The sequence below is a fragment of the Parasedimentitalea psychrophila genome, from assembly GCF_030285785.1.
GTDB classification, from domain to species: Bacteria; Pseudomonadota; Alphaproteobacteria; order Rhodobacterales; family Rhodobacteraceae; genus Parasedimentitalea; species Parasedimentitalea psychrophila.
The window spans coordinates 1-22390 of the sequence record NZ_CP127249.1 but is presented as its reverse complement, the minus strand read 5'-3'; the positions used below and the strand labels follow the sequence as shown (position 1 = coordinate 22390).

Here is a 22390-nt window from a genome sequence, read left to right as displayed (position 1 = left end):
TTCTTTGATGAAGCGAACGGGTATCCTTTTCCAAATTGTAGTGTCGATGGCGCTGGCGGCCTCTTTGGTCGCCTGGGTCGTCGGTGATCTGGCACGTCGCTACGAGACACAGAGAATGACGCAGCAACTGTCTGCGCAGGCGGATCTCACGGTCTCCTTGCTGGGCGGCCTGATGCTGGATGCCATTATTGTCGAGGACGTGCCGGTGCTGGAAACCGGCCTGACCGAGGCCATTGCGCGCAATCCCAATATTTTGACAATCCAGATCCTGAATGAAGACAGGATAGTCATTGCGGCGGCCCGGACGGCGGCGGCGGGGGAACCCGGAAGTTTTGTGTTGTATGATCGGCCAATTGAATGGGAAGGCATGGTTTTTGCCCATATGGTTGTCAAATGGTCCACCGCCGAAGGCCAGATCATGCTGCAACAAAGGGTACATCAGACGATTCTGTGGACAGTGCTGACGGTTGCGGCGCTGTCGCTGCTGGTCTTGTACCTGATCCATATGCTGGCGATGCGGCCGCTGCAGATGATCCATCAACGGATGTCAGATGCGATTTCCGGCCTGAAGCGACCATCCATGCGGTTGCCCTGGTACGCCTCGCGAGAGTACTCGGCGCTGAATTTTTCGGTTGGGGTCATGGAGGATACCTTTGTCGAACGAGACGAACGCGAGTTTGCCCTGGAGCAGGCCCGCGAGGCCGCGGATGTCGCCAATGGGGCCAAGTCCGAGTTCTTGGCCAATATGTCCCATGAAATTCGCACTCCGATGAATGGGGTGATTGGGATGGCGGAACTGATCCTGGAGACCGAACTGGACGAAGATCAGAAGATGTATGCGGAGACCATCGCCACATCCGGCGCGGCGCTGTTGACCATCATCAATGATATCCTCAATTTCTCAAAGATTGAGTCCGGTAAAATGAAGCTGGAATCTTGCACCTTTAATCTCCAGACCTCAATGGAAGACGTGGTGACATTGCTGTCGCCGACGGCTGTCGAAAAAGGGGTGGAAATTACCCTGCGGTATGACCCCGATCTGCCGGCGGTTTTTGAGGGTGACGTGGGCCGGGTTCGGCAGGTGATTACCAATATCCTTGGCAACGCGGTTAAGTTCACTTTGGACGGGTATGTTTTTATTGATGTCTCCGGCGGCATGAACGGTGATCTCTGTGATTTGGCCATAACTGTCACCGACACCGGAATTGGCATTCCTGAAGATAAAATGGAGCATATTTTCAATGCTTTCGAGCAGGTGGACGGTGCCGCAACCCGGAATTTTGAAGGCACAGGTCTGGGCTTGGCGATTTCCACACGGCTGCTGCGATTGATGGGAGGATCGATTTCGGCCCAGTCCAATCCGGGGGCAGGTTCGGTGTTCACAATGCATCTGCCGTTGTTGGCCAGCGGTGAAAATTGCGAACCTGTCTGGGCTGATAATCTTGACCTGAAAGGGTTGAAAGTTCTGGTTGTTGATGACCTCGAGCTGAACCGCACGATCCTTTTCGAGCGGCTGACAACCTGGGGCATGCACTGTACTCTGGCGTCTTCGGGGGGGGAAGTTCTGGAGATTTTGGCGGCGTCTCGGGCCCGCGGTGAGAGATTTGATCTGGTGCTGCAGGACTACCAGATGCCGGGTATGGATGGCCGGGAACTGGCCTGTCGGATCCGCGCTATTCCTGAACATGCGAACCTGCCTCTGGTGATCTTGTCGTCAGTCGAGCAATCCCTGGATGCAGAAACAAAACGGATGCTTGGCCCCTATGAGCTGGCCCTGAAACCGGTACGGTCGGCGCAGTTGCACAGTGTGATCAGCCGGTCTTTGCACCTGGCTCCGCTGCAGGCTGATCCCGGCCCCGACCCGGTGAGAGACTTCCAGGGGAGCAAGACATTGCGGGTGCTGCTGGCTGAGGACAACAAGATCAATCAACTGGTGGTGCGCAAGATGTTAAAGGATGTACCGGCTGAAATTCTGGTGGCGGCCAATGGGCTCGAAGCTGTTCAAATGTACCGCGACTCGCGTCCTGACGTGGTGTTGATGGATATGATGATGCCGGAAATGGACGGTTTGGAAGCGACGTTGATCATCCGCGAGCTTGAGGCTGCAGATCGCCTTGACCATTGTCCGATCATTGCGCTGACCGCCAATGCTATGTCTGCAGACAAGGAGAGATGTCTGCAGGTCGGCATGGATGGGTTTCTGAGCAAACCGATCAATAAAAAGGCTCTGTGGGGTGCCATTGAAAAGATATTGGCAACCGGAGATGTATTAAGAACCGGAACCTGATTCTCCAGAGGGCGGCGTCAGGCGGAGCTGCCGCGAAACAGCAGGCTGGCGACACTGGACAGGGCAAACAACATCGCCGCCAGACATACAATGGTTGGCCCGGTGGGGGTGTCGAAAACAAAGGCCAGTTGCAACCCGCCAAGAGCGGATATCGCGCCAATAGCGGCGGCCATCAGCGCCATGCGTTCCGGGGTGGCAGCAAAGGGGCGGGCTGCCGCGGCGGGGATAATCAACAATGCGGCGATCAGCAACACGCCGACAACCTTGATGGCCACCGCGACAACCAGCGCCAGCGCCAAAGTCAGCACCAATTGCTCGCGGCGCGGGTCGATGTCTGCGGCATAGGCCAGATCCGGGTTCAGTGTGGCGGTCAGCAAGGCCGACCAGCGCCACCACAGCAAGGTCAGCACCAGCAGGGCGCCGGCCCAGATCACCGTGAGGTCAAGCAGATCCACCGCCAGAATTTCGCCAAACAGATAGGCCATCAGATCAATCCGCACGCCTTGCAAAAATGACACTGCCACCAGGCCGAAGGCCAGCGCCGAATGGGCCAGTACGCCCAATATCGTATCCATGGCATAGCCTCGATTGCTGAGGGTTGAGACAGTGGCGGCCATCAACAGGGCCACAATCAGCACACCGGCAAAGATCGACATCTCAAAGCTCAGCGCCAGGGCGACCCCAAGGATCGAGGCATGGGCGGTGGCGTCGCCAAAATAGGCCATCCGGCGCCAGACCACAAAACAGCCCAGCGGCGCCGCAGCGATGGCAACCCCAAGACCGGCCAGCGCCGGGTAGATCAGAAAACTGTCAAATAGCATCATTCTGCGGCCTTGTGTCTGTGGGGGTCGTGACCGCAATCGCTGTCATGCGAATGATTGTGCTCGTGCCGGTACAGCGCCAGTGCGCCTTGGGTTCCGGTGCCAAACAGGGCGCGGTATTCGGGGGCCGAGGCCACATGTTCGGGCTCACCTTCGCAGCAGATGTGGCCATTCAGGCAGATCACCCGATCAGAAGCCGCCATCACCACATGCAATTCATGACTGACCATCAGGACGGCGCAGCCCAATTGCTGGCGCACGGTTTCGATCTGCTGGTAAAACGCGGCGGAACCGGGCTGATCCAGCCCCTGCGTCGCCTCGTCTAGGATCAGCAATTGCGGATCACACAACAATGCGCGGGCCAGCAGAACCCGTTGAAACTGGCCGCCAGACAGGCGCGACATCTGTCGGCCTGCCAGTTGGCCCGCTCCGGCCTGGTCGAGGGCCTGTTCTGCCACAGAATTGGACACCCGTTTTGGTAGGCTCAGAAAACGGCGCACGGTCAGGGGCAGGGTGGCGTCGATATGCAGTTTTTGCGGCACATAGCCGATGCGCAACCCGGGCGCGCGGATCACCTGGCCGGAACTTGGCCGTAGGGCGCCGATGATGGCCCGCAAAAGCGTCGATTTACCCGAGCCATTTGGCCCGACCAAAGTGACGATCTCACCTTTGGTGATGTTGAAATTGACATCCGTTAAGACCGGATTGCCGCTGTGACGGATGCTCAGGTCTTTTAAGGTGACCAGACTCATGATGCGGGGAGGTCCTGGCATTTCGGGCACAGGCCCTCGACCTCGACCACGGTGCCCTCGATCTGAAACCCGGCCTCTTGGGCCAGCTGTCCCAACTGGCCGTCGTTCAGGTTGGTATGGGTCTCGGCCACCGCATTACATTGACGACAGATCATGAAAACGGGCGCGTGGCTGTCGCCGGGGTGGGTGCAGGCAATAAAGGCGTTCAGCCGTTCAATTTTGTGGGCAAAGCCGTGTTTGACCAGAAAATCCAGCGCCCGATAGGCCACTGGCGGCTGCGAGCCCAGGCCCTCTTCGCGCAGGTGGTCCAAGATGTCATAGGCCCCAAGCGACTGGTGCTGTTGCAGCAGGATTTGCAGCACCCGGCGGCGCACCGGAGTCAGTTGCAACCCCTGTTCAAGGCAGCGTTGGTCGGCGGCGGCAACGCAATCACTGATGCAGGTGGCATGGTCGTGGGTGGTAAAGCCGATGGATCCCATCTTTCACGTCTCCGCTGGGTCAGGTCATTTATCGCTTGATATGTTATAGTATGACATTTAACAAGCCTCGTAATGTTATAAAATCACATGAGGCACTCCATGTTCCGAACAGCCCTTATTACAATTGCGGCCAGCCTGTTATTCACCGGCGCAGGGCAGGCGGAGGTGCCGCGTGTAGCCACTGACATCGCGCCGGTGCATGGGCTGGTGGCGCGGGTGATGATGGGGGTTGGCACCCCGGATCTGGTGATGCAACCGGGGGCCTCGCCGCATGGCTATTCGATGCGACCGTCCGAGGCGATGGCGCTGAGCCGGTCGGATTTTGTGATCTGGATGGGCGAGGGTCTGACCCCTTGGCTGGAGGGATCGGTTGAAACGCTGGCGCGGGATGCAACGGTGATAGAGCTGCTGGATAGCGACGGGATAACTGTGCTGCCGTTTCGCGAGGGAGCGCGGTTTGCCGACCATGACAGTGAGACCGAAGAGGATGGGCACGATGATCACGGGCATGATGACGCTCACGGCCATGAGGGCATTGATCCGCATGCCTGGCTAGCGCCAGAGAATGGCAAGCTGTGGCTGGAACTGATCGCCATTGAACTGGCGCAGTTTGATCCGGTGAACGCCGAGACATATCGTGCAAATGCTGCGGCTGGCAGGGCCGAAATCGATCAGGCTGTGGTCACCATTGACGCTGCTCTGGCGCCGCTGCGCAACGGTGGATTTGTAGTTTTCCACGATGCCTTTCAGTATTTTGAGACCAGTTTTGAGCTGTCGGCATTGGCGGCCATTTCACTGGGGGATGCGAGCTCTCCCAGCCCGGCGCGGATTGTCGAGGTGCGGGATACGGTGGCGGAGCTGGGGGTGAGCTGCGTGTTCTCGGAACCACAGTTCAATCCGGGATTGGTTGCGGCAGTGCTGGATGGCACCGGGGCCAAGACGGCAGTGATTGACCCGATGGGGACGGAAATCCCGCTGGGGCCGCAGTTTTACCCGGCCTTGTTATTGGATCTGGGACAGCGGATGGCGGGTTGCCCCTAGCACCATGCGACAGCCCCGCCGCAAGGGACGGGGCTGCGCTGTTTTGGTCGGCCTGCCGGTATCAGGCGTCGTCTTGGTAATCTGACATGGGGGGGCAGGTGCAGATCAGGTTGCGGTCTCCGTAGGCGTTGTCGACGCGGTTGACCGGTGACCAGTATTTGTCGACACCCAAAGATCCCGGAGGGAAACAGGCGATCTCGCGGCTGTAGGGACGGTCCCAGTCGCCCACCAGATCGCGCACCGTATGAGGCGCGTTTTTCAATGGGTTGTTGTCCGGGTCGATCTTGCCGTCGATCACATCCTGCGCCTCGGCGCGGATCGACAGCATGGCGTCGCAGAACCGGTCCAGCTCGGCCTTGGGCTCGGACTCGGTGGGCTCCACCATCAGCGTGCCGGCCACTGGCCAGGACATGGTCGGGGCGTGGAAACCACTGTCGACCAAGCGCTTGGCGATGTCATCGACGGTCACATTGCCCGCATCCGCCAGTGGCCGGGTGTCCAGAATGCACTCATGCGCGACGCGGCCGGTTTTGGAGCTGTAAAGGATGCCGTAAGCATCTTTCAGGCGGGCTGCGATATAGTTGGCGTTGAGGATGGCAACCTTGGTGGCCTGGGTCAGGCCCGCGCCGCCCATCAGCAGGATATAGGCCCAGCTGACCGGCAGGATCGAGGGCGAGCCAAAGGGCGCTGCCGACACTGGCCCCACCGCCGAGCCGTATTCCGGATGGCCGGGCAGGTGCTCGGTCAGGTGCGATTTCACCCCGATCGGACCCATGCCGGGACCGCCGCCGCCGTGCGGAATGCAAAAGGTTTTGTGCAGGTTCAGGTGGCTGACGTCGCCGCCGATCTTGCCCGGCTGGGCCAGTCCGACCATGGCGTTCATATTGGCACCGTCGATATAGACCTGACCGCCGTGATCATGGGTGATCTGGCAGATCTCTTGCACGGTCTCCTCAAACACGCCGTGGGTGGAGGGATAGGTGATCATGCAGGCGGCCAGATTGTCCGAATGCAATTCGGCCTTGGCGCGGAATTCGGCGATGTCGATATTGCCGTCCTCGTCCGCCTTTACCGGTACCACCTTGTAGCCAACCATCTGCGCGGTGGCCGGGTTGGTGCCATGTGCCGAGGTGGGGATCAGGCAGACGTTGCGATTACCCTGGCCCCTGGCCGCGTGGTAGTTGCGGATGGTCAGAAGGCCGGCATATTCGCCCTGCGCGCCCGAGTTGGGCTGCTGCGAGATCGCGTCATAGCCGGTGATCTGGCACAGTTTGTCGTTCAGATCGTCGATCATCTGGGCGTAACCCAGCGCCTGATCCTGCGGCACAAAGGGGTGCAGATTGGAAAATTCAGGCCAGGTCACCGGGATCATCTCGATGGTGGCGTTCAGTTTCATGGTGCAGGAGCCCAGCGGGATCATCGAGCGATCCAGCGCCAGATCACGATCCGCCAGACGGCGCATATAACGCACGATTTCGGCCTCGGCCCGGTTCTTGTGGAAGATCGGGTGGGTCAGATAGCTGCTTTCGCGCAGCGCGTGCTCGGGCAGGCGATAGGCGCGGTTGGCCTGACTGTCGTCTGTCTTGTTGATGCCAAAGGCACCCCAGACCGCCTCGATGGTTTCGGGGCGGGTCTGTTCGTCCAGGGAGATGCCAACCTTGGTTGTCCCGACCTTGCGCAGGTTGATGCCACGGGCAACAGCGGCCTCTAGCACGGTGCGCTGCAGCGGTCCGACCTCAACGGTGATGGTGTCAAAGAACACCTCGGGCTCAACTGTGTAACCGTTTTCTTCGAGACCGGCAGCCAGCCGCGAGGTTTTGCGGTGCACCGATTGGGCGATGGCCTTGATGCCGTCGGGGCCGTGATAGACCGCATACATCGACGCCATCACCGCCAGTAGTGCCTGCGCAGTGCAGACGTTGGAGTTGGCCTTTTCGCGGCGAATATGCTGTTCGCGGGTTTGCAGCGCCAGCCGGTAGGCCTTGTTGCCATGGGAATCGATCGACACACCAATGATACGGCCGGGCATGGCGCGTTTCAGTTTGTCAGTTGTGGCCATATAGGCGGCATGTGGGCCACCGTAACCCATCGGCACCCCAAAGCGCTGGGTCGAGCCAATGGCAATATCGGCACCCATTTCACCGGGCGATTTCAGCAGCGCCAGCGCCAGAATGTCGGCGGCAACAATGGCCAGACCTTTGTTATCATGCAGTGCCTTGATCTCGGCGGTGAAGTCACGCACATGGCCATAGGTGCCGGGATATTGGAAAATCGCCCCAAAGACGATCTCGGCGACCATATCATCGGGATTGCCAACGATCACTTCGACGCCCAGGGGGGCAGCGCGGGTTTTGATCACCGCGATGGTCTGCGCGTGGCAGTTTTCATCGACAAAGAAGGCGGCGTTATTGGCCTTGGAGCGGCTGCCCCGTTTGGCCATCGCCATGGCTTCGGCGGCGGCGGTGGCCTCGTCCAGCAGCGAGGCATTGGCGATATCCATGCCGGTGAGATCGCTGACCATGGTCTGGAAGTTCAACAGCGCCTCAAGCCTACCTTGCGAGATTTCCGGCTGATAGGGGGTATAGGCGGTATACCAGGCCGGGTTTTCCAGGATATTGCGCAGGATCGGCGCCGGGGTGGAGGTGCCGTAATAGCCCTGACCGATCAGCGAGGTCAGCACCTTGTTTTTGCTTGCGACTTCTTTCATGTGGAACAGCGCGTCGCGCTCGGTCATAGCGGGGCCCCAGTCCAGCGGCTCAGCCTGGCGGATCGAGGCAGGCACCGTCGCGTCGATCAGCTCGTCCAGGGTTTTGAAGCCGATCACCTGCAACATATCCGCCATTTCGCGGGAGCTGGGGCCAATGTGGCGGCGGTTGGCAAAGTCATAGGCTTCGTAATCGGTCAGCTTGAAGGCCATGTTGGTGTTCCTTTGGAGAGATCAGCGCGGGCCGGGAGAGGGGGAGCCTCCGGCGGGGATATTTTTAGCCAGATGAAAATGCGGATCCGATTGGCGGCTGGATCCGCAAAGGGCTAGCCGATGAAGGCTTTGTAGCCGTCCAGGTCCATCAGATCGTTAAGCTGATCGGTATTGGTCAGCTTGATCTTGTAGATCCAGGCGTCGCCTTCGGGGCTGTCGTTCAGGGCGCCGGGGTTTTCTTCCAGCGTGCCATTGGCCTCAAGCACTTCGCCATCAACAGCGGCATAGATTTCCGAAGCGGCCTTGACGGATTCGATGACGCCGATGTCGTCGCCTTTTTCAAAATCGTCGCCGACTTCTTTCTGCTCGACAAAAACAATCTCGCCCAGCTGGTCGGCGGCGTGTTGGGTGATGCCAACGGTGGCGGTGTCGCCGTCAACGGTGAGCCATTCGTGCTCTTCGGAATAATAGGTGGTCATTTTCGACTCTCCTGGGGTTTAGCGTTTGTAGTTCTGCGCGACGAAGGGCAGCGCGGTGATTTCAGCGGGCTGCGCCTTGCCGCGGATGATCAGGTTGATTTTCTGGCCCGGGGTGCTGAATTCGGTGGCGACATAGCCCATTGCCACCGGGGCACCGACGGTGGGACCAAAGCCGCCTGAGGTGATGGCGCCGATGGCGGTGCCGTCCAGATCCTGCAGCTCGACACCGGCGCGGGCCGGGGCGCGGCCGGTTGGTCTGATGCCGACCAGTTTCCGGGCGGTGCCCTGCGCCAGATCGCGCTGGATGCGGGCGGCACCGGGGAAGCCGCCGTCTTCGCGGCGGCGTTTCTGCATCGCCCAGGTCAGCGAGGCCTCCACCGGGGAGGTGGAATTGTCGATGTCGTTGCCATAGAGGCAGAGGCCGGCTTCCAGCCGCAGGCTGTCGCGGGCGCCGAGGCCAACCGGTTCGCAATCCTCATGCGCCAGCAAGGCGCGGCAGACTTCAACCGCCTTGTCCTCGGGGATGGAGATTTCAAAGCCGTCTTCACCGGTGTAGCCCAGCCGCGAGATGCGGCATTCGACGCCGATGATGTCGGCAACCATGGTCTGCATGAAGCTCATCTCACGCGCGGCGGGGCAGAGATCGCCGACCACGTTTTGTGCGGCGGGGCCCTGCACCGCGACCAGGGCGCGATCAAAGATCTCGGTGACCTCGATGCCGTCCAGATGCTTGGCCATGTGCGGGATGTCCTGGTGCCGCATCGAGGCGTTGACCACCACAAACAGGTGATCGCCGGCATTGGCGACAATCAGGTCATCCATGATGCCGCCGTCGTCATTGGTGAAGAAAGTATAGCGCGCCTTGCCCTCTTTCAGGGTGGTGATGGCGGCGGGCACCAAGGTTTCCAGCTTGGCCGCTGCATCCGCCCCGCGCAGGATCACCTGGCCCATGTGGCTGACATCAAACAGCCCGGCCTTGGCACGGGTGTGATTGTGCTCGCCCATGATGCCCATGGGATATTGCACCGGCATTTCCCAGCCGGCAAAATCAACCATCTTGCCGCCAAGTTCGACGTGCAGATCATACAGCGGGGTGCGTTTGGGCGCGTCAGTCATGGCTGGGGCCTTTCGGTTGGGGGCGGTTCAGGTGTGCGGAATTTGAAACCTGTCGAATGCAATGTGCCCAACCGGAGTTTGGATAATTCTGATCGGTTGAACAACAGTGGATCACTTCTGGTCGGACAAAGGTCATCTGGCGGCCTCGGAGAGTGGCGGGTTCAAATCAACAGTGTATGCACTTGTATACGTAAAGGGCTCATAATGTTCGTTTAGGAAATTTTTCCCCTATTGGCAACATAATTGATCATAAGGTTGTTTTGAGTTATGCAGGCACGGGACTAAATTGCTTGCAGATGGGAGAAAACGTGCATGGAACCGGTTCAGACAGAAGACGCAGGCCCCATGGCCGAGGTCGGTGACGCGCCTGATGGCCAGGTTCTGGGGCAGATGATTCGCGTGGCGCGCAAGGAAAAGGGGCTGACGCTGGAGGACGTGGCAAAGGCGGCTGCGATTGGCCGGTCCACTTTGTCCAAGATCGAGAATAATTTGACTAAGCCCAGTTTCGACATCATTCGACGGCTGATGCAGACGCTGGAACTGAAGACACCACAATTGTTTGTGCAGTCGGGTAAAAGCGATATCTCGGGGCGTCGTGACTATACGTTGACCGGTAAGGGTGAACATCAGGAAACCGCAACCTATGATCACGAGTTGCTGTGTACCGAGCTTACCAGCAAACGGATGCTGCCGTATATCAGCACCATCAAAGCACGCGATGTCAGTGAATATGAAAACTGGGTGCGCCATCGAGGCGAAGAATTCATGTATGTGATCAGTGGCTCGCTGACGCTGTACACGGAACATTATCGGCCTCTGATGATGGTCGCGGGTGACAGCGTCTACTATGATAGCAGCATGGGGCATGGCTGTGTATCCACCAGCGACGAGGACGCTCGGGTGTTGTGGGTGTCTTTAGAGATATGACCGAATTGGGTTGTCCCGGCTGTGCATTCTGGACGTTTGGGCCGGGTCTTGAAGGTAAATGTGACTTGGCTTTGATTTAACATAAGACCGATTATGCGTGCGGTGTTTGTGTAGCGGTGCGCGCTACCCCCAACTGCGACTCTTGTTAGAAAACAGTAGTTTATCTAACAAGAGGAATCGGCATGGGAACCGTTTATAGCCAACTTAGTATCACAGAACGACGCAGAATAGAACGCTGGAGACACGCAAAGGTCCCTGTTGACGAGATGGCACGTGTTTTGAAGCGTTGTCGATCTACGATATTTCGAGAGCTGAAGCGCAACCATTTCTCTGACCCGTGTATGCCGAAGTGTGATGGGTACTACGGTGCTGCTGCCCAGTTGGTGGCGTCCGGGCGGCGTGCGCGAGAACGTAAACTGATCAAGCATCGGGCATTACGTAAGTACGTGGTCGAACGTCTCAAAAACGGTTGGACACCTGAGCAGATCGGCAACCGCATGATTTACGACAACGCAGCACTGCGGGTCTGCCAAGAGACAATCTATCGCTACATCTACTCAAAGGAAGGCCTGAACAAAGAGCTGTGGTGGTATCTTCCAACACACCGCAAATCACGTACACCGCGGCGCGCCAGAAAGCACCTACTCCCGAAATTTAACCGCGATGTCAGCATCTTGTTTCGCCCGGATGATGTGGCCCACCGGCGTCAATTTGGCCACTGGGAAGCAGACTTGATCCTGTTCAAACAGAAGCTTGGGCAGACGAACGTTACTACTCTGGTTGAACGCGTGAGCCGTTTCACGGTGCTGCTGAAGAATCCAAGCAAGCGCACAAAACCGGTCATGGGCAAGATCATCAAGGCGATCAGAGATCTGCCCTTCATGGCCCGTAAATCCATCACCTTTGATCGCGGAACCGAGTTTGTTTCCTGGCCGCATCTGCAAGCCGAGATCGGGACCCTGACGTGGTTTTGTGATCCATCTTCACCCTGGCAGAAAGGCACAGTCGAGAACACCAATCGACGAGCCAGGCGCTGGTTGCCGCGGAAGCGTGACATCCGGTCAATGTCTGACCACGACATCAAGGAAATTAGTGACCGCCTCAACAACACACCCCGCAAATGCCTTGGATGGAAAACGCCGGCCGAAGTCTTCCGCGAAAAGATATTGGAGGAAATGCGATGAGCCCCCTACCCTGAGCTCAACAAGAGTCGCACTTCACATATCGCTCACACATGTTGTTCAGTTTATCTGTTGGGCGCTGAGGTAAGCGGCGATGTCGATGATGTCTTGATCGGTAAGATCCACCACGATATCGGACATCAATGATGCTTCCTCGGAGGACCGGGTTTCAGATTTGAAGCCATGCAACTGGCGAACCGTGTAAATTCCAAAATTGCCGATAATGACCGGTGCAATTTCGGTGCCGGTCAGATCGTCCCCATGACACCCGGCACAGGCATAGGTTCGGTCATTGTCACCAGACACAAGGGCCTCTCCACGGGCAATGCTTCCTGTTGGCACATAGCTGATGAAATTGCTGACCGGGTGGCGCAGCTTGACTTGCACCGGATCCACCGGAATTTCGATGATCCGGCCAGCAATGGGTTCTTCACGAGGCTCGGCCTCTGTCAGTAGGCGCATTCGGGTACTGTCAATGTAGCTGGCCGGCACAGTCTCTGTCTCAATGACCTCAATAAACGTGCGCGGTGTCAGACTTGCGAACCAATCACTTGCCGTCTGAATTTCCTCTGGCGTCATCAGCGCCGCCATTCGGTTCATATGGCCGGAATAATCGACCCGCGTACCGTCGGAAAAGGCCCGCATTTGCGCCTGCATATAGGCGCTGTCCAACCCGGCAAGGCTGGCAGATTCCGGGTGTCCGGTGCCGGATGTCAGGTGGCAAGACGCGCAGGCCCAGACCTTTGGACCTTTGCCGAATTGCACGGTTTCGGGCATTGGCAGATGCTGGTCAGGGAACCAATCAGGCGCACTGAATTTGTCGTCGATCTGAACCTGGGTATAGGATTGATCGCTGCCATCGACAGTGAGATCCCCCTGCCCCGCTTCGTGTCCGGCTACGTCTGTTCTTGCTGGTGTGGACCAGCTTGGGGCATCGGGGATGACATTGTCGGCCCCCGCAGGGGCGGCAGTCAATGCGCCCAAAATTGCAATTCTGGCTATGGTTTTGCTGGTATTCATCTGGCTAACTTTCCTGGATTTCACTGGTAACTTGTCGGCAGTTTCATGCGATAGACGCTGAACTCCCCGATCACTTTGCTTTGGCCGTTGTTGAACTTGGGCAGCAGGCGCAATTGTGGCGCAGGAATGTAGAGATACCCATCGGGTCCCACACTCATCGTATCCGGCCACAACAGCCGGTCATCCTGGATCAGAGCCGTCTTTTCGCCGGTTTCAGGGTCTAGGGACCAAACCGTATTGTCCTGCACACTGCCAAGCATCAGATGCCCGTTTGGGGCACGTGATACGCCACCAATGGTCATGGTCTTGCCGACCACTTGGATCAGGGGTTCAAGATCGGCATTGGGCGCCGGCGCGGCAATCGCTTTTGTTGGAATTTGCCACATGACGGGCCCGCCAGTCGGTTGATAATAAAGCGTCTCCCCATCGGCGCTCAGTTCGATATCATTGACCTGCAGGTGATTGGGGCGGAATTCTTCGCCCAAAAAGCTTGAGACCACATCAGGATGGGCGCGGGTTGAGCTATGCTGGTCGAGAGCGCGAAACGCGTCGCCGCTTTGCAGATCGACGACGATGATCGCACCAAGGCCGAATTCCGAAATATAGGCGGTGCCTGTTTTGGCATTGACCCGCACGTCATTCAGCTTGGCACCGTCCGGCAATACGTCTTTGTCGAACCGGTAAACGCGGACAATCTCGTTGCTGGCCAGGTCAATCTGTACCAGCTTTTGGGCGCCGACAATAACCGGCCCAAATTGTGGCGCCGCATAGTCGACCACCCACAGGGAGCCGACCCCATCCGCATGAACCGCATTGACGTTGGTGAAACGATCAAAGGCCAAGTCAGCGTCAAACCGGTTCCAGTCATTGCCCGGATAGGGGGTCAGAACACCGCCAGCAAGGACTTCCCCGACGGACGGGGATGGCACCGAGGTCCACTGCGGCATGCTGACAAACACCCGCCCGTCCCTAGTGACGGCAACCCCATTGATGGCAAAATCCGCAGATTGAACAACCGTTTCCAATGTGTCGGACGATGCGGTTGCGGCAAGGCCCAGCATGTTCAAGATCAGCATCCCACCGACAACATCCCTGATGTTACGGCTCAAAGACCAAAATTTGTTTTCTTGATGTTTACCCATATTCGCATTCCCGGTTCGAGTTGCATTGTGAGCAAGTAGCTGGTGAAGCTGAAGGCTCCCTGAAAGTGGGAGCCTTGTTTTTTGCACTACTCAGCACTGGAGGCGCTGGCTGGATCCACCGGATCCGACACCTGCCATACGGCCGAAATCGCAAGGATCGCAGCCGCCGAGCTTGTCAGGTAGGCCCAAGTGGAGATCTTACGGCCCGTTTCCACAGGTTCAACCTCGGCATCAACCTGAAGATAAGCTGGAGGCGTTATGGTTTGGCTTGAGAAAAATCTAATCTGAAACACGCCCCGGCCAATTCAACGCTGTCGGTAACCGACACCAGCATTCCATTTCTCTGTGACAGAGACATCACGATAGACAGCCCCAGGCCGGCCCCGCGTCTCATCCGCGCCGCTTCTGTTTCCGGCATTTGAAAAAACCGATCAAAGACATGTAAACGCTGATCCTCAGGGACTCCCGGACCGTTGTCTTCGACGGCCAAGAAATCTGTCTTCAAGGTTACGCAAACCCGTCCCGGATCAGCAGAAAACTTGATGGCATTCTCCACCAGATTTCTCAAAATCACCCGAAGATCATCTGACGCGCATAGGATCACTGGTTCGTCCATGCACAGCAGTTCAACGGTGACCCCGGCCTCCTCGGCCTGTAGCATGAGATCAGCCAGAACACCTCTCAGCAAGGGGGCCACTTTGACGGTGGACATTCTGGGTGCTGGCTGCTCCGCCCGCGCCTGATCCAACAATCGCGCGCTGAGTTGAGTGATGCGGTCAACCCCTTCCACCACACTGTCCAGGCGCTGCTTTGTTTCCGCGTCCAGGGTCGCCGGATCAATGGACTGGCACTGTGCCTTGATCACCGTCAACGGCGTTCGCAGTTCATGGGCGGCATCGTCAACAAACCGCCTCTCTCGCGCAAGGAGCCCCCGAATGCGATCGAACAGCCCGTTCAGTGATGTCACAATTGGCTGCAGCTCTTCTGCCTGATCCTGATCGGGCAGATCCTTCAGTTCCGCAGCCGTTCTATTGGCCAGTTCATCGGACAATTGGGTCAGCGGCATAAGGCCGTTGCGCACAAACAACAGAACCGCCAGGATCGACCCGAGGAAAGCCAGGGCGAGTGGCAGCAGTGAGGTCAAAGTGACCTGCAGTATCAGCTCGTTTGTTTCCTCCTTCAGTCGCGCAATCAGGATACGACCGCCCGATTGCATATGATATTCTGACTGTCGCCACTCAGGGCCCAATTCCGCTGGTTTGGTGGCCCGTGGAAAAGCAAAGGATCCGTCCAATAAAGTGGTCTGTGAATCAAACAGGAATTGCCCATCCGGTGACCAGATCCGGATCAGATAGTCATCTTCATAGCGTTCCAGACCTTTGCCAAAATCGGCGGCGTCAATCTCATCTGATTGCATCCTGGCGATGATCGTCGCCATAATATCTGCCTGGGCATTCAGCGCATCCCGCAACTCAGAGCGGGTGCCAAAGTAGACCAGCGCCGACGCGCCCACCCAACAGGACAGAATAAGCGGGATGAGCCGCCACTGAATTCTGGAACGAATGGAATTCTTGCGCATGTCAGTCCTTGTCGATGATGTAGCCGATACCGCGAATGGTACGGATCAGATCGCCGGTAAGACGGCGGCGGATCTGCGAAACATAGACTTCGACTGTGTTGCTTTCCGCCCCCTCTTCCCAGCCATACAGGCTTTCGGCCAGATCGTCCTTTGAGACCACACGCCCCTTGCGTTCCAGCAGCAGCACCAAAACCTGAAAGGCCAGCGGCGAAATCTCAACAACCTCTCCTTTGTGGGTGACGGTATGCGCCGCCGGGTCCACTTCGATGTCACCATGGGTTAGTCGCGGCGCACTACGTCCGTTTGCGCGCCTTATCTGCGCCCGCGCCCGCGCCAAAAGCTCTTTCATGTCGAAGGGTTTGGTCATGTAATCATCGGCACCAAGATCTAGCCCTTCGATCCGGTTCTCCACCGCTTCACGCGCTGTCAGGATGACCACGGGTTCATTGCGGTCAGTGTTGCGCAGCCAGCGCAGCAGGCTCAATCCATCTCTGCCCGGCAGGCCCAGATCCAGGATAACCAGATCGAACTGCGAGGTGACCAGGGCGTCTTCGGCGCTATTGGCATCGGCTACCCAATCCACATGGTAACCATCGCGCGTCATGGAAACCTTCACCGCATCTGCGATCAACTTTTCATCTTCGACCAGCAAAACACGCATTCAGACTTCTCCGTTTTGGGTCAAACTCAGGCAATTATAATATTGAGGCAGAAGCGACCTGTAGGAACTGCCAACCACCAATAGCCGACCATCGGTCTGATAGTCACTTTCCTGACCGTCGTGTACTGGTTTCTGCAATGGCGCCAGCCCCAGAACGCTCAGCTCGGAATGCCCAACGATCTGGGCTGCCAGCAGGTCACGAACCCGGTCAACCTCGGGTTCAATATCATGCAGCAAGGCCGGGATCGCACGATAGTATTTGATCGCAATTTCTTCATCTCGGCTGATCGCTCCGACATAAATCTGCTGGTCCCCCAACCAGCCAGCCGGCCACCAGCGAATATGGACCCGTTCAGTGAGCGACCCCGGCAACTGAAACGCTGATTGCGCGGGTTGCCCAAAATAGTACATTTCTGAAACGGGCGGCGTTCTTTTCACCAAAAGCTCGACATATGTTTTTAGACCTATTCTGTCGCGGCTAAAGGTCATGTTCTGCTGCCACCCCAGACCTGACATGACCACTTCGGGTGAAACATCCGAGATGAGGAGCACGTTGATCGGCTGTGGTAAGTGCATGTTTGTATTGCCCGGATACACCCGCAGATCCATTGTTTTCAAATCGCATAGGCCCACGGTTTGCGGCTGCCCCTCAAGTGAGGTCGCGGCATGCGCACCACTGGCAAAAAAGTAGTAGAGATTTGCGCCCAGGACTATGGCCGCAGCGGTGATCACCGCGCAGAGCAGCTGCACCAGCCGCCCCCCCCTTTGCATTTTCCAGATCACACCGGTGGCGCAGAAAATGGCAAACCCCATGGCAAATATCCCCATATGGTCACTCAAAAATGCATATGCCCGTTGCAACAGCGGGCCTGCATTCGCCCCAAAATACCCCAACAGGACAAACTGGCCAGCTCCGATCAGGACGGCTGGAACTGTTGCAAGGGCAAACCGGCGAGCCGGCATGGCCAGTGATCCCGCAAGGAATGGGGTGATCCAAGCCACCGGCCCCAGCAAACGGGCCACGATCACAAAGCCGATGCCATACCGCATCAGCAACCGACGCGCCCTGCGCCACTGACGCCTGCGACTTAGTGGCTTTAGGCATCGGGACGCGGCGCGCGCGCCATACCGCCGCCCCAGTCCGAAACTTGTCAGATCACCAGAGCAGGCAGCACATAGGACCAATATTACAATCCAGATGTCTCCGGTTGCAGCCCATCGCACGCCGGCAGTGACAAAGGCAATTTCGCCAAACACAAAAAAGCCGACACCGATCAGCGTGTCAAAATAGGCGATCAGGGCGACAGCGGGATACAGCAGCATATTTCCGAATTGCGCGAGTGTTTCAATCATGGGGACCCGACCGATAATGACCAAATTCATAGGGGATTTGATTGTGCACCAGCTCGCCCCGGAAAAATCTGTACAGATTGGCCCGAAAATAAGTGAAACCGGTTCGCAGAAATCCGTCCTGATCCAGACGCCGGGGGTCAAAATCAAACCGGCTGCGCAGCACCCCGACGGTGGACCGCTGCGCCTTTGATGCCTTGAGCACGTAATGGCAGTCTTCACAAAGCCTCAACCGCTCGTCAAAACCGCCTATTTCGGCATGGATTTCACGCGCGGAAAACAGGCAGGCGCCAATTGCTGTTGGAAAGAAATGTGATGTTAGGCGAATGCCTGCGTTGAACAAACCAAAACTGACCCGGTGGCGAAAGGCCAATCCATCTGTCGCCATGCAGACAATACCAACCCCCAGATCACGCTGCTGTAGCTCTTGCAGGGCGGTTTCCAGAAAATCAGGCGCCAGGCGTGTATCAGAATCCAGAAACAGCAGCCGGTCTGCCCGGGCTTGCCGGGCGCCCATGTTGCGGCCCAGACTGACCCCGCGCTGTTGCATATCGATGATACGGTAATGAGCAAACTGGGCCGAGATCTGGGCGGATCGTCGCAGGGTCTGATCGGTGCTGTTGCTATCAACATGTATGATCTCAAAATCGGTCCATGTCTGGCGTTGCAAATCTCCAAGCAGCAGAGGCAGGCGCTGCTCTTCGTTCAAGGTGATGATAATGATCGCAAGGCTTGGCGGTTTCATTTTGGCTCCAGAGGCAGCGGCAATGCGCTCTCCTCGCTCTGAAACCTGAAGCCCACCTTAAGCCCGTTTGGATCCGCCCCTTCAGTGGGGCGCCGACTCCGCCGCCAATATGGCCAGGACAATGATGTGCCCTGCTTCACAGTCTGGTCAAAATCAATCTACGTGCAAACTGCCGATACCGGCGAAGCGTAACAATCCGCAATATCCGAAACAACATTGAGGACCGTTCCCCCAGCCAGCCCAGCAGGGCGCCCGCGACAACCTGAAACAGAAAGTGTGCCCCCACCTCGATGCGGGATGCCCCCACGTAGCCGCCGCTCAGAATGACTGCGCCCTGGACCCAGGGGTTTTTCTTCACACAGCTGTTTACCAGGCTGCTGACGCCAAATGTGGCCGCCGCCGTATGACCCGAGGGGAACCCCTGCAGGCCACCGCCGGGTCGATGGTTAATCGGCGCAGCATCCAAGCCCCTCTTGGTGCCATGAACAACCCCTTCAACCAAGACAAACCGCAGGAACGTGTTGAGGGCTTCGCCATTTGAAACAGAACAGGCAAATGCCGCCACAGGCAGTGCAATTTGCAGATAGTCGCCCGTGCGTTCAACCTGACCACGGCCACAGAGGATAGAAAGCAACACCCCAAACAGAACAAGTCCGTTCTTCGTTAAGCCAAAAATTCTGAACATCGCCGCACCACTCCAAGATAGAATGGAGGCGGGCTAAGTGGCGATCCTGAACCCTCACTGAATAGACTTAGGTCAGGATCAATTTTTGATTTCCCAAAAAACCCCCAAGGGCGCGGGTCTTTCGGTCACAATGGCAGTCCCGCAGTGAGGCATTTTATCCGGCTCGCTCTGCTTTTTCATATTCCAGATCCATAAGTCTTTCGGTGCTGTCACTTGTTCTGAGTCTATAGCCGTCCATGTTTTGCTTGAGGGCCGCCGAATCTGCAGCCAACCCGGCTGTGGTTTCAAAGACCTTGGAGGCCAAAGCCGCACTGTCCTGTGTGGTGCGGCCTAAATCCGTCATACTGGCGTCGACCTCAACCAGGCTCTGTGACTGGGCAGAAATGACCTCGGCGATTTCCTCCATCAGATCTGACACAGAACCGGCGCCCATGCGGATGCCCTTCAGGCTTTCACCTGTCTGTCGGACCAATTCACAGCCTTCGCGCACCTGGACTGTGCTTGCTGCGATCAGCGACTTGATCTCACTTGCCGATTGCGATGCCCGTGCGGCCAGCGCCCGCACCTCTGAGGCAACAACAGCAAACCCACGTCCAGCATCCCCGGCTCGTGCGGCCTCGACCCCGGCATTCAGCGCCAAAAGATTGGTCTGAAAGCTGATGTCATCAATCACGTCCACAAATTTGGCAATCTGCTCGGAGGATTCTTCAATTCGGACAACGGCCTCAATTGCTTGTTTGACCACGGCGCCGCCCCTTTCCGCGTCCTGGTGATTTTGTTCCGACTTTTTGGACGCCTTGAACACCATGGCGCTGGTGTCCTTGGTGTTTGCAGATATCTGGCTGACCGCGGCGACCGCTTCCTCCAGAGTTGCGGCCTGTTGTTCGGACCGGTCAGCCAGATCGCGGGTCATTTGAGAGGTCGAGGCCATTTTTTCGTCAACGGAATGGGCGCTGGTTGTCGACGATCCGATGGTGCTGCACCACCGGTCAATCAGAGTGTTGTATGATATGCGTATGGTGTCGAATTTATCTGGAAACCCACCGCCTTCGTCCTTGCGGATTTTATGAGTGAGATTCCCTTGTTCCAGCTGTTTGATCCCATCCGTCATGATGGTCATCGCCCGTGTCTGTTCTTGCTGTTGTGCCTGAAAATAGGCGTCAATCACCCGTTCACAATCCGCCATCATCGCCCGCATCAAAAGCGCGGCCTGTTGTGCAGTTTTCTTTTTGCTGCCCAGTCGACCCCGGTTCAGAACCAGATTCAGCATTTTGGACCCAGCCTCTGAATAGCCGCCAAGATAAAGCAGAAACGGCAACTGGATTTGGAAATGAACACGGCCGACCCGTTCGGCGGACTCAAGATACTTCCTGTCAAATTTGCCTGAAAACAGACATTCCCAATGGGATTTCTGGGCGGCTTTGGCATGTTCGATCAGACCCGGAGCCTCAAAAAACTGGGCGGTTTCCGGTCGATTTAAAATCACCTCATAGAACTCATCCAAAATCTGGTCGAAATTTGGCCGCAGGATCTGACCAAGCTCCGCCAGAGTTTTTGCATTCTCGTCGCCAAAATCAAACCATGTACGTATCAGGTCCCGCGCTTCAGTTGTCATAGCATTCATCCCTAGCTGGTTGTAGGTGGGATATTTACAACTTGTGGTTTCAATTGAGTTACTGTCCGCCATGCGTCGCTGCGGAAACCACACAAGCCCATGGCTCAATAAGATATTAATTTGTCGCAAAAATGGAGGTAGATCAGGAAACGGCCGGGACCCATCCAAAATGCGCATTTTCCGGCGTGCTGAAGCGGCTATGGATCAGCGCGATGTCCAGACGCTCATCGGTTGATCCAGACCGCGAATCTCTTGATCAGGCTGCTGGATAAACGGATCGAGCAGAGCGACCTCGATATTCTCCATCTGAATTTGCTGGCGGAGCCGGTCGCTTATCGCGATGTCCGATTGCAACTCTCGGGTCATAACTTCCAGGCGTGCCGCGACATTTACGGCAGTGCCGATCACTGCATATTCCAATCGGTTGGCGCCAATGTCGCCCAAGACCGCCTCGCCAAAGTGAACACCGATGCCAACGCGGATTTCGGGGTCCCCCGCACGGCGGCGCACCAGGTTCCATTGCTCCAGCGACGAGATCATGTCCTGCGCACAGGCCAGGGCATCGGTGGCATCCTGAGTGCCCGCCATCGGGGTTCCAAAGGTGGCCATCAGCCCATCGCCCAGATACTTGTCCAGCGTGCCATGGTGGCGAAACACCTCGCGCTCCATCCGACCATGAAACCCGCGCAGCAGCTCGATCACATCGAGGGCATCCAGCCCGGCAGCCAGCCGGGTAAAGCCGATGATGTCGATGAACAGAACCGCCACATCCTGCCTGCGCACCTGTTTCAGGGGCTCATCGTTTTGCGACAGCTGCTCCACCACATTGGGCGAGAAATATCGCGACAGGTTGGTCCGCTCCCGGGTCAGGCTGGCATTGTTCATCAACAGCGCATTGAACCGGCGCACGGAAAACCCAAGGATCACCGCGACGATGACAAAAACCACCACCTCCTGCACCCTGAGATGAATCATAAAGTCGGTTGGATCCATGAACCGCTTCAGCATCGCGTTGTCGCCAAAGACATCAGCCGCCTGTTGCCTCAGCGGCTCATCCACTGGCGACAGCCACCAGGCCAGGACGACGCCTGTCATCCATAGTCCCGCCGTCCAGGTGCCAATGGCGATCACCGTGCGCCAGGAATAGGCCAATGTGCCAGCCGCCAAAATGACGTAAAAATAAATGAAGTTATCGAACCGGTACTGTATTGCGATCGGAAAATCCTGGGGCGCAAACGGGTTTGGCAGCACCATGCCCAAGGTCATGATCAACAGGTCCACAAAGATCAAAAACAGCTCTGCCTTTGACCGGCCCACTTTCCCCAAGCGGCCCATCAGCCAGCCATTCAGGCACAGCAAGGCCAGTACCCCGTGATAGTAGAGAACATCCCAGGACGGGTTTATAAAGATCAACATCACCCCGATAAGAGGCATCGCAATCCAGCGGGCGCGAATGGCCCACTCCAGCCCGCGCTGTTTATGACTCGCAAGGTTGGCCACGACATAGGCGTTATCGGCGACAACATCCGCAAGATCCACATGCCGCTTTGGACGGTAGGAATTCGGTGATGCGTTTGTTGTTGTTTCAGCCAT

The 22390-nt window shown here is 57.2% G+C and carries 19 protein-coding genes; 4 read left to right on the top strand and 15 right to left on the bottom strand.

The window, feature by feature from the left end; genetic code table 11:
* Positions 1-7 precede the first annotated feature (7 nt).
* On the top strand, positions 8-2287 hold the full coding sequence (locus QPJ95_RS23695; RefSeq protein WP_270919753.1) for a response regulator: 2280 nt from the start codon (positions 8-10) through the stop codon (positions 2285-2287).
* Positions 2288-2304: 17 nt separating this feature from the next.
* Here the strand turns inward: QPJ95_RS23695 and QPJ95_RS23690 are convergent, their stop codons facing one another.
* From QPJ95_RS23690 to QPJ95_RS23680, 3 genes are read right to left on the bottom strand one after another with little or no spacing between them, the layout of a single operon-like run.
* Positions 2305-3111, bottom strand: a complete 807-nt coding sequence (locus tag QPJ95_RS23690; RefSeq protein WP_270919754.1) for a metal ABC transporter permease — start codon at positions 3109-3111, stop codon at positions 2305-2307.
* Positions 3108-3860: an ATP-binding cassette domain-containing protein gene (locus QPJ95_RS23685; RefSeq protein ID WP_270919755.1), complete on the bottom strand. Its 753-nt coding sequence runs from the start codon at positions 3858-3860 to the stop codon at positions 3108-3110. The genes QPJ95_RS23690 and QPJ95_RS23685 overlap by 4 nt, the downstream gene beginning before the upstream one ends.
* On the bottom strand, positions 3857-4339 hold the full coding sequence (locus tag QPJ95_RS23680) for a transcriptional repressor (protein WP_270919756.1): 483 nt from the start codon (positions 4337-4339) through the stop codon (positions 3857-3859). The genes QPJ95_RS23685 and QPJ95_RS23680 overlap by 4 nt, the downstream gene beginning before the upstream one ends.
* 99 nt (positions 4340-4438) lie before the next feature.
* Here QPJ95_RS23680 and QPJ95_RS23675 point away from each other — a divergent pair, with 99 nt between their 5' ends.
* A complete protein-coding gene (locus tag QPJ95_RS23675; protein ID WP_270919757.1) occupies positions 4439-5380 on the top strand; it encodes a zinc ABC transporter substrate-binding protein in 942 nt (313 codons plus the stop codon).
* A gap of 61 nt (positions 5381-5441) precedes the next feature.
* On the opposite strand, the gene gcvP is transcribed toward QPJ95_RS23675, so the two are convergent.
* From gcvP to gcvT, 3 genes are all read right to left on the bottom strand, one after another.
* Positions 5442-8297, bottom strand: coding sequence for an aminomethyl-transferring glycine dehydrogenase (gene gcvP / locus QPJ95_RS23670; protein WP_270919758.1), 2856 nt, complete (start codon positions 8295-8297; stop codon positions 5442-5444).
* Positions 8298-8410: 113 nt separating this feature from the next.
* Complete coding sequence (gene gcvH / locus QPJ95_RS23665) at positions 8411-8776, bottom strand: glycine cleavage system protein GcvH (RefSeq protein WP_270919759.1); 366 nt, start codon at positions 8774-8776, stop codon at positions 8411-8413.
* Positions 8777-8794: 18 nt separating this feature from the next.
* A complete protein-coding gene (gcvT, locus tag QPJ95_RS23660) occupies positions 8795-9892 on the bottom strand; it encodes a glycine cleavage system aminomethyltransferase GcvT (protein WP_270919760.1) in 1098 nt (365 codons plus the stop codon).
* A gap of 312 nt (positions 9893-10204) precedes the next feature.
* Here gcvT and QPJ95_RS23655 point away from each other — a divergent pair, with 312 nt between their 5' ends.
* Positions 10205-10819 (top strand): helix-turn-helix domain-containing protein, encoded by a 615-nt coding sequence (locus QPJ95_RS23655; protein WP_270919761.1) that lies wholly within the window; start codon positions 10205-10207, stop codon positions 10817-10819.
* 182 nt (positions 10820-11001) lie between these two features.
* Positions 11002-12003: an IS30 family transposase gene (locus QPJ95_RS23650; protein WP_286018192.1), complete on the top strand. Its 1002-nt coding sequence runs from the start codon at positions 11002-11004 to the stop codon at positions 12001-12003.
* Between the two features lie 57 nt (positions 12004-12060).
* Here QPJ95_RS23650 and QPJ95_RS23645 read toward each other — a convergent pair whose 3' ends face one another.
* The 9 genes from QPJ95_RS23645 to QPJ95_RS23605 all read right to left on the bottom strand — a co-directional run bounded on the left by QPJ95_RS23645 (position 12061) and on the right by QPJ95_RS23605 (position 22390).
* Complete coding sequence (locus QPJ95_RS23645) at positions 12061-13020, bottom strand: c-type cytochrome (RefSeq protein WP_270919690.1); 960 nt, start codon at positions 13018-13020, stop codon at positions 12061-12063.
* Between the two features lie 20 nt (positions 13021-13040).
* A complete protein-coding gene (locus QPJ95_RS23640) occupies positions 13041-14162 on the bottom strand; it encodes an L-dopachrome tautomerase-related protein (protein ID WP_270919691.1) in 1122 nt (373 codons plus the stop codon).
* A gap of 256 nt (positions 14163-14418) precedes the next feature.
* Positions 14419-15741, bottom strand: a complete 1323-nt coding sequence (locus QPJ95_RS23635) for an ATP-binding protein (protein ID WP_270919692.1) — start codon at positions 15739-15741, stop codon at positions 14419-14421.
* A gap of 1 nt (position 15742) precedes the next feature.
* Positions 15743-16402 carry a response regulator transcription factor gene (locus QPJ95_RS23630; RefSeq protein WP_270919693.1) on the bottom strand — a complete coding sequence of 220 codons (660 nt, stop codon included), beginning with the start codon at positions 16400-16402 and terminating at the stop codon, positions 15743-15745.
* Positions 16403-17755 (bottom strand): LssY C-terminal domain-containing protein, encoded by a 1353-nt coding sequence (locus QPJ95_RS23625; protein ID WP_270919694.1) that lies wholly within the window; start codon positions 17753-17755, stop codon positions 16403-16405.
* Positions 17748-18497: a glycosyltransferase gene (locus QPJ95_RS23620; protein WP_270919695.1), complete on the bottom strand. Its 750-nt coding sequence runs from the start codon at positions 18495-18497 to the stop codon at positions 17748-17750. Before QPJ95_RS23620 ends, QPJ95_RS23625 begins: the two co-directional genes overlap by 8 nt.
* Before the next feature lie 136 nt (positions 18498-18633).
* Positions 18634-19182: a phosphatase PAP2 family protein gene (locus tag QPJ95_RS23615; protein WP_270919696.1), complete on the bottom strand. Its 549-nt coding sequence runs from the start codon at positions 19180-19182 to the stop codon at positions 18634-18636.
* Between the two features lie 154 nt (positions 19183-19336).
* Positions 19337-20797 (bottom strand): globin-coupled sensor protein, encoded by a 1461-nt coding sequence (locus tag QPJ95_RS23610; RefSeq protein WP_270919697.1) that lies wholly within the window; start codon positions 20795-20797, stop codon positions 19337-19339.
* A 204-nt stretch (positions 20798-21001) separates the two neighbouring features.
* Positions 21002-22390 carry an adenylate/guanylate cyclase domain-containing protein gene (locus QPJ95_RS23605; protein WP_270919698.1) on the bottom strand — a complete coding sequence of 463 codons (1389 nt, stop codon included), beginning with the start codon at positions 22388-22390 and terminating at the stop codon, positions 21002-21004.

Excerpts from the sequence above, each read along its gene's own strand:
- QPJ95_RS23605 (WP_270919698.1), bottom strand. The coding sequence starts at position 22,390 with ATGGCTGAAACAACAACAAACGCATCACCGAATTCCTACCGTCCAAAG.
- QPJ95_RS23655 (WP_270919761.1), top strand. The coding sequence starts at position 10,205 with ATGGAACCGGTTCAGACAGAAGACGCAGGCCCCATGGCCGAGGTCGGT.
- QPJ95_RS23675 (WP_270919757.1), top strand. The coding sequence starts at position 4,439 with ATGTTCCGAACAGCCCTTATTACAATTGCGGCCAGCCTGTTATTCACC.
- gcvH (WP_270919759.1), bottom strand. The coding sequence starts at position 8,776 with ATGACCACCTATTATTCCGAAGAGCACGAATGGCTCACCGTTGACGGC.
- QPJ95_RS23615 (WP_270919696.1), bottom strand. The coding sequence starts at position 19,182 with ATGTTCAGAATTTTTGGCTTAACGAAGAACGGACTTGTTCTGTTTGGG.
- QPJ95_RS23625 (WP_270919694.1), bottom strand. The coding sequence starts at position 17,755 with ATGATTGAAACACTCGCGCAATTCGGAAATATGCTGCTGTATCCCGCT.
- QPJ95_RS23610 (WP_270919697.1), bottom strand. The coding sequence starts at position 20,797 with ATGACAACTGAAGCGCGGGACCTGATACGTACATGGTTTGATTTTGGC.
- QPJ95_RS23640 (WP_270919691.1), bottom strand. The coding sequence starts at position 14,162 with ATGGGTAAACATCAAGAAAACAAATTTTGGTCTTTGAGCCGTAACATC.
- QPJ95_RS23650 (WP_286018192.1), top strand. The coding sequence starts at position 11,002 with ATGGGAACCGTTTATAGCCAACTTAGTATCACAGAACGACGCAGAATA.
- QPJ95_RS23685 (WP_270919755.1), bottom strand. The coding sequence starts at position 3,860 with ATGAGTCTGGTCACCTTAAAAGACCTGAGCATCCGTCACAGCGGCAAT.
- gcvP (WP_270919758.1), bottom strand. The coding sequence starts at position 8,297 with ATGGCCTTCAAGCTGACCGATTACGAAGCCTATGACTTTGCCAACCGC.
- QPJ95_RS23630 (WP_270919693.1), bottom strand. The coding sequence starts at position 16,402 with ATGCGTGTTTTGCTGGTCGAAGATGAAAAGTTGATCGCAGATGCGGTG.
- QPJ95_RS23690 (WP_270919754.1), bottom strand. The coding sequence starts at position 3,111 with ATGATGCTATTTGACAGTTTTCTGATCTACCCGGCGCTGGCCGGTCTT.
- QPJ95_RS23645 (WP_270919690.1), bottom strand. The coding sequence starts at position 13,020 with ATGAATACCAGCAAAACCATAGCCAGAATTGCAATTTTGGGCGCATTG.
- gcvT (WP_270919760.1), bottom strand. The coding sequence starts at position 9,892 with ATGACTGACGCGCCCAAACGCACCCCGCTGTATGATCTGCACGTCGAA.
- QPJ95_RS23635 (WP_270919692.1), bottom strand. The coding sequence starts at position 15,741 with ATGCGCAAGAATTCCATTCGTTCCAGAATTCAGTGGCGGCTCATCCCG.
- QPJ95_RS23695 (WP_270919753.1), top strand. The coding sequence starts at position 8 with ATGAAGCGAACGGGTATCCTTTTCCAAATTGTAGTGTCGATGGCGCTG.
- QPJ95_RS23680 (WP_270919756.1), bottom strand. The coding sequence starts at position 4,339 with ATGGGATCCATCGGCTTTACCACCCACGACCATGCCACCTGCATCAGT.
- QPJ95_RS23620 (WP_270919695.1), bottom strand. The coding sequence starts at position 18,497 with ATGAAACCGCCAAGCCTTGCGATCATTATCATCACCTTGAACGAAGAG.